This is a genomic window from Deinococcota bacterium, from assembly GCA_030858465.1.
In the GTDB taxonomy this organism is placed as follows: domain Bacteria; phylum Deinococcota; class Deinococci; order Deinococcales; family Trueperaceae; genus JALZLY01.
Map to the genome: position 1 here is coordinate 1 of JALZLY010000135.1, position 6,783 is coordinate 6,783.

The 6,783-nt window shown below is 65.7% G+C and carries 7 protein-coding genes; 4 read left to right on the forward strand and 3 right to left on the reverse strand.

The features are described from left to right. Together M3498_06415 and M3498_06420 are read right to left on the reverse strand one after the other, a co-directional pair. Nucleotides 1–745 (reverse strand): hypothetical protein (locus tag M3498_06415; GenBank protein MDQ3458918.1); only part of this gene is annotated, 745 nt, incomplete at its 3' end. Between the two features lie 139 nt (nt 746–884). Beyond that, nucleotides 885–2,228, reverse strand: a complete 1,344-nt coding sequence (locus tag M3498_06420; GenBank protein ID MDQ3458919.1) for a S41 family peptidase — start codon at nt 2,226–2,228, stop codon at nt 885–887. Between the two features lie 252 nt (nt 2,229–2,480). Between M3498_06420 and M3498_06425 the strand changes: the two genes are divergently transcribed. The 4 genes from M3498_06425 to M3498_06440 all read left to right on the forward strand — a co-directional run bounded on the left by M3498_06425 (nt 2,481) and on the right by M3498_06440 (nt 4,960). After that, nucleotides 2,481–2,825: a hypothetical protein gene (locus tag M3498_06425; protein ID MDQ3458920.1), complete on the forward strand. Its 345-nt coding sequence runs from the start codon at nt 2,481–2,483 to the stop codon at nt 2,823–2,825. 118 nt (nt 2,826–2,943) lie between these two features. Beyond that, nucleotides 2,944–3,528: a molybdenum cofactor guanylyltransferase gene (locus tag M3498_06430; GenBank protein ID MDQ3458921.1), complete on the forward strand. Its 585-nt coding sequence runs from the start codon at nt 2,944–2,946 to the stop codon at nt 3,526–3,528. A 120-nt stretch (nt 3,529–3,648) separates the two neighbouring features. Further along, a complete protein-coding gene (locus M3498_06435) occupies nt 3,649–4,449 on the forward strand; it encodes a tetratricopeptide repeat protein (protein ID MDQ3458922.1) in 801 nt (266 codons plus the stop codon). A 13-nt stretch (nt 4,450–4,462) separates the two neighbouring features. Then, the gene (locus M3498_06440) at nt 4,463–4,960 is read left to right on the forward strand and encodes a YbaK/EbsC family protein (GenBank protein ID MDQ3458923.1); all 498 of its coding nucleotides are present in this window, start codon (nt 4,463–4,465) and stop codon (nt 4,958–4,960) included. Nucleotides 4,961–4,969: 9 nt separating this feature from the next. On the opposite strand, the gene galK is transcribed toward M3498_06440, so the two are convergent. Continuing rightward, on the reverse strand, nt 4,970–6,070 hold the full coding sequence (gene galK, locus M3498_06445) for a galactokinase (GenBank protein MDQ3458924.1): 1,101 nt from the start codon (nt 6,068–6,070) through the stop codon (nt 4,970–4,972). Nucleotides 6,071–6,783 lie beyond the last annotated feature (713 nt).

A 6,783-nucleotide genomic window follows, 5' to 3' on the forward strand; every position in this document is an offset into this window, starting at 1 on the left:
GTGCCAGCCTTTCCGGTTTGGGCGCTTCTACAGCGGGCAGCGTCTCCAATGTTGCTTTAGCTTGGTCCCTAAAACGTTCGACAAGCGCGCGGAGGTCCTCGCCAGGCTCTATCTCGAGCTCATCGCCGAGCCTCTTTGCAAAAGCTTTATAGACACGCGACATTTCATCGTACCGACCAGCAGCAGCCAAGCAGTGCAGGTAAGCGTGCACCACCTCTTCGTCTAAGGGGTCAACCTCGAGCAAGCGCCGGAGCAGAGGTAGCGCTTCTACGGGGTAACCGCCTGAGACCTCGGCCTGCCCAAAAAGGGCGCGCTGCCAGCCGCGTTTGCACCCTTCGCGCGCCCCCTCGAGCCAGGCACCGTACTCGCCCGCACCCTCACCCTCGAGACCCTCAAGAAGCGGACCGCGGTAGTGACTCGAGGCCGCCAGCCAGTCGCGGCGCTCTACGGCGTCTTGCCAAGCTTGTACGTCGGTGGAGACCAGCCAGCGTAGCGACTCGCCTTCGGCCTCGATCCCGCTCACCTTTTGGCGCGCCCGGTGGAGCAGCTTGCGAAGGTTGCGCCGCGCCACGCTCTCCTCTTGGTCAGGCCAAAACAGGTAGATGACCTCGTCGCGCCTGACCCAACTCCCGCAGTAGGCCAGGTAGCCCAAAAACTGCGCCACCTGACCGGCGAGCAGGACCCGGGGCTGGTTATCCACCTGAACCTCGAGGCGACCCAGCAGACGCGCGAGGTGTGTTGCCATGTGAGCTATTGTAACGCTCCGCGCTTCTCTTCTGCGAGCTTATAGCCGTGCCCGTTATGCTCGACGTACTCGACCTGAGCGCAGGCCATCAAGAGCAGGCGGGTATCTGAGATGCCCGCCTGCCACTAGGCCCCGTACCCTAGGGGTTGGCCGCCTGCCAGACCTCGCGCACCGTGTCGTAGGCAACGCGCAGGGCGTTGTCGTTGTCGAGGTCGATGAGCGCCAAACCCGGCACGTCGCTCCGCTCGGCGAGCGTAAAGGGCTGGAAGAAGGTGAACTCGCCGTCCTCGCCCGCGACGGCGCTGCCGATGACCTCGCCGTCCACCATGAACTGGATCTCCTGGCCCTCGCTGGCGCCCTGGCCCTGCAGAGAGATGATCGAGGGAAAGCTGGTGTCCTCGACGACGACGTCGGGCTGGATGCCCGTCTCGGTGATGCTCTGGCGGTTGGGCGTGAGCCACTCGAAGGTCACGAAGGAGAGCTCGCCGCCGTCGGCTAAGGTTATAACGTTCTGACCGACGCCCTTGCCGAGGGTGGGCTCGCCGACGACGAGCGCCCGGCCGTTGTCCTGCAGGGCGCCCGCGACGATCTCGGAGGCCGAGGCCGAGTTCTGGTTGACGAGCACCACCATGGGCAGTTCAAAGGCCTGAGGGTCGGCCTGGGCCTCGCGGATGGTCACGCCCTGGGCGCGCCTGAAGACGATGTCGCCCGAGCTCAAGAACTCGTCCGCGACCAAGATGCCCTGATCCAAAAAGCCGCCGCCGTTGTTGCGCAGGTCGAGAATTAGGGAGGTAGCGCCCTGCGCCTGGAGCGCCTCGAGCTGGATCTGGAGCTGCTCGTAGACGCGCCGGTTGGCGAAGGTGTTGATGCTCAAGTAGCCGACCTCGTCCGGCAAGAGCGCCGACTCGACCGAGACGATCTGGATGGTCGCGCGGGTGATGGTGAAGGTGATCAGCTCTTCTTCGTTGGCCCGCCTCATGCCGATGGTCACCTCGGTGCCGCCGGGACCGCGGATCATGCTGACGATGTCGTTGATGTGGGTGCGCTCGACGTTGACGCCGTCGACCTCGGTGATGAGATCGCCGCGCTGGATGCCCGCCTCTGCGGCCGGACCGTCGCGGTAGACGTTGGTCACCGCCACGACGGTGCCGTCTTGACGGTTGCGGGCCTCGATGGTGACGCCGATGCCCTCAAAGGAGCCCAGGCGGTCCTGCTGGCTGCGCGCCGCCATCTCGGGGCTGGCGTAGTTGGTATAGGGGTCCTCGAGCGCCTCGATCATGCCGGTGATGGCGCCCTGGATGACCGCTTCGTTGTCGATGTCGGTGAGATAGTTCGAGCGCAGGGCATTATAGACCTGAATGAGCGAGCGTCCCGACGAGGAGTTCAAGAAGTCGTCGGAAAAGTCGCGTGAAAACTGCGCCTGGACCACGGCAAAGGTGAGCGCGAGCGCTACAAGCGTGCCGGCGAGGGCCTTATGCTTCATCTGGACATACCTCCACGAGATGGAAAAAGGGGTTCACTGCTTATAGTCTAGTATAGGAGGCTGAGAAAGGGGTGATGGTATGGCTCCCGACACCGCCCTTGGCCCCGCCCTGCGGTAATCTTGCCTGACCCGCATGACGCGCATAGACATTTCTACCACGATGACATACACTGGCCAAAAAGCGTAGCTGAGCTCGCACAGGCCCAGCCAGGCCCCGGAGCAAAAAGGAGCTAAGAGCATATGTTACTCAGTGTGGGCGAAAAGATACACATCGTTACCCGCCTCCTCTTCGAGAACGATGTCCGGCGTCACTTTGTAGGTGAGGTGGAGGCCGCGACGGAGAGTATCGCGCGGATAAGAGGCTACGCGTTTGTATTCGAGTTCGATTCGAACATGTATCGCTTTGTCAGACGGCCTGAGTTGCGCGTCAGGCTCGTTTCTTTGGCGGACGGCAACAACGTCATCAACATAATTCCCCGGGAGGTTGATCTTGAAGACCTGCAATATGATAGCTCACCGGGCAAGACCAAGCATGTGGTGATTACCGATGGCAAGTCGTTTAGCCTGGATGTCCACGAGTTTAGCCGCAAGCTCTGAGCAAGCCTGGACTCCTGCTACAGCCCATTGCACAGTAAGCGATGCTAGTGCAAGCTCGGCAATGGCCTATTTGGTTGATTTACCTGATGGAACGCAAGGACGGAATGTAAGGGCAATCATGGGCGTCACCGCCGTCATTACGGCGGGCGGAAGCTCGCGGCGGCTGGGCCGCGACAAGGGCGCGGAAAGCGTCGGCGGACAGCCCCTGATCGCGCGGGTCGCCAGCAGCCTCGAGCCCTTTGAAGTACGCCTGCTCCTCTGCCCCGACGACCGCTACGCCTCTCTCGGCTGGCCTCGAGCCGAAGACCGCCTGCCCGGCCGGGGGCCGCTCGGTGGCCTCGCCACGGCCCTTGCGATCGCTGGCACGCCCTGGCTGGCCTTCAGCGCCGCCGACCTGCCCTATCTCACGCCAAGCTACTGGCGCCTGCTCGCGGGCGCGCGCTGCGAAGGCGCGTCCGCCGTCGTTGCAGAGGACGCCGGCGGTCGGCTCCAACCCCTGGCGGCGCTCTATCACCAGAACGCCGCCGCCGAGGTGGCGCACAGGCTGGAAGCAGGCCAGCTGGCCATGCACGGCCTCCTGAAGGCTCTGCCCACGGTGACGCTGCCCTGGTCCGCGCTGGCAGGGAGCTTTGGCGAGGCGCTCTTTCACAACGTCAACAGCGAAGCCGATCTCGAGGCCGCGCGGCGCCTTCTCGGTCCCTGAGCCACTGCTAAGCCGGCCTACCCGGCCAACCGGGCCGGGCGTTTATACTGGTGTTCGATGACGGTAATTCGATGACGGTAAACCTTTCTTCAGACGCACGAGACCTCGGCGGGGCGACCGGTGCCTGACTCCAGCCTCACGCCCGCCGAAGCCCAGCGCGAATCCCGCCACTGGCGCGACGCGGTCGCCGCCGGCCAGCCCGCGGAGGCGATCAAGAGGTACCTCGAGGAGGACGCGCCCGACGAGGCCACCGAGGAGAGCCTGCGGGCCCTGGCGGACCTGCAGCGGGAGTTGCGGGGCAAGCGCTTCGGCCGCGCGCGGCAGGCACTCGCGCGCGTGGAGCAGGCCGATCTCGCCGAGGTGGGGGTCGACGTGGCGAGGCTGCACGAGGAGCTCGAGCTCCTGGAGAAGAGCGCCCAGGAGCTCGACCGCTTCGAGCCGGAGACCGCCCTGGAACTCCTGGACGGCCTGCGCCAGGAGCTCCTGCAGGCCGAGGCCGAGACCCAGCGCGGCACCGCCTACGTCTTCAAGGCCGAGAACGAACGCGCCCGCGCGCACTTCGACCGGGCGCTCAGCCTCGACGGCCGCCACTACCGGGCCATCACCAACCGCGGCAACTTGGCGCTCGAGGAGGGCCGCCTTGATGAGGCCATCGCCTCCTACGAGGAGGCGCTCAAGGTCAACGCCGAGTTCGCCAACGCCCTTCACAACCTGGGCGTGGCCTACCGCCGCAAGGGCGAGATGGGCAAGAGCGTCGAGAAGATCAAGGCCGCGCAGCGCCTGGGCCGCCAGCGCGACATGGAGGAGGCGCGCGCCAAGTTGTCGAGCAGCCGCTCCTCGCGGAGCTGGTTGCGCTGGGCGCTCTGGGGCGCCGCCGCTGCCGGCATCTACCTCGTGCTGCGCGCCCAGGGGCTGGTCTGATGGAGCTGGTCTGATGGATCCGCAAAGGGCTGCGCTCAAGCCCAGCGCGCAGCGCGTCCAGGACGCTTTGGACGCCCGTGGGACGGGGCTGGTGGTGAGGGAACTACCAAGCAGCACCCGCAGCGCCGCCGAGGCCGCCCAGGCCGTCGGCTGCAGCGTCGGCCAGATCGTCAAGTCGCTGATCTTTCGCGGCCAGGCCACGAGCCAGGCGGTCCTGGTGATCGCCAGCGGCGCGAACAGGGTGGACCTGGGCAAGGTCACCCGCTTCGCCTGCGAGCCCCTCGAGAAGGCCGACGCCGGCTTCGTCCGCGACAAGACCGGCTTCGCCATCGGCGGGGTACCGCCCGCCTTTCACAAGGCGCCCATGCTGACGCTCATAGACGAGCAGCTTCTCGCCTTTGAAGAGGTGTGGGCGGCGGCGGGAACCCCCAACGCCGTGTTTAGGCTCTCCCCCGCCGAGCTCCTGTCCCTGACGGGCGGCGTGACCCTGGACCTGGCTCAAGGGGCTTAGCTCAAGGAGCTAGACGACCGCCACCACCTTGCCCTGGGGATAGTGTGCCTTCAGGTGCTCGGCAAAGGCGCCCTCCTGGCCGCCGGCCACGAGGTTCACCGTGCAGCCGCCAAAGCCCGCTCCCGTCAGCCTCGAGCCGTAACAGCCTGCAAAGCTCGAGGCCGCCCTCACCAGCCGGTCCAGGGCCTCGCTCGACACCTCGTAGTCTTCCCTGAGCGACAGGTGCGAGTCGCTCATCAGCGTACCAAAGCGCTTTATCTCGCCCCCCGCCATCGCCGCCGCGCCCTCTTCGACGCGGCTGTTCTCGTAGAGGACGTGGCGGGCGCGCTTCCTGAGATCCCCGGAAAGCGCCCTCAGATGCTCGAGCTTGAGGTCTCTCAGCGCCGCCAAACCGAGCCTCTCGGCGATGCTCGCGCACTCGCGCACCCGCGCCGCATAGGCCGAACCCGCCAGCCGGCGGCTCGCCCCCGAGTCGACGACGACGAAGGACCAGTCGGGGGGAATGCGCAAGACCCGGTAACGCAAGTCGCGGCAGTCGAGCCGGATGGCCTGGCCGGGCGCGGGCACGCTCGCCGCGAACTGGTCCATGACGCCGCAGGGCACGCCCACGTAGCGGTTCTCGGCCCTCTGGCAGAGCAGCGCCAGCGTGGTGTCGCTCAAGTCCAAAGCGTCTTGGGCACGCCAGACCCGCGCCGCTGCCACCTCGAGCGCCGCCGAACTCGACAGGCCCGCGCCGGTAGGAACCTCGCTCGCCACGGCGAGTTCCAAGCCGCTGGGGGCATGTCCGTCCTGCTCGAGCGCCCAGGCCACGCCCGCCAGGTAGGCCGCCCAGCCCGTCACACCCTCCTCGCCGACGACGAAGCGCGCCTCGTCCTCCGCGCTCTCCGAGACCGCCCGCACCGTGCTCCCCTCGAGTCGGCGGTAGGCGATCGCCGTCTGCAGCCTGAGCGCGGCGGGCAGAACCAGGCCGCCGCTGTAGTCGGTGTGGTCGCCGAGCAGGTTGACGCGGCCCGGCGCCGTCGTCACCCCGGCCGGCACCGCGCCGAAGCACCTCGTAAAGAGCGCCTCGGCCCTATCGTTCACGGTGACGCGGTCGGCGGCGTCATGCATGGGATCAGCACCTCCGGTCTCTTCCGTCCAGCGCCGCGCCCAGGAGGCGCGGGCCGGGCGGTCATCGCTTCGCAGTCTACCGCAGAGAACAGCAGAGAGAACAGCAGGAGGCGCTCGAGGGGTGAATAGGTAGGCTTTTATCCTGTATCCTGAATGAGTCTCCCACCCCAGCAACTCAAGTACCAGCTCAGGCTTGGCCTGGAAATGCCGCACTGCTCGTTTGACCTGCTTCACCTCCGCCAAGCTCCGCATCACCCCCTCGGGAACCGAACGACTCTCCACCTCCTGAGTCCACGGCTGACCGCTACGCGCTTCGTCATGCAGATGCACACTGTCATGCTCGTTGTCATGCTCGTTGTCATGCTCGTTGCTGGGGTAGGAGAAGGCCCACTTAGCCATACTTAAAAGGTCGGGTTGGTTCTTCTTTACCACCAGCCCTTAGCCCCTTGTATCTTAGGGATGGGACACGGCACGGCAGACCGACGCCTTCAAGGTCCTAATATTAAAAAGCATGGGTCGTCGTGCCGGAGTCTCCAGTACAAGCCCGAACGGTTGTCAGAGCCCAGAGCTCGTATCTGCAAGGTAGGGCAACACTGGAGCACGTCCTAAGCACCAGTCAGCTGAAGGAGGGATGCGCTCGGCCTTCGAAGCCGCCCAGCCACAGCAGAAAGGGCGCTCGCTAGGAGCGCCCCTTCCAACTTGCTGTGCAGAAT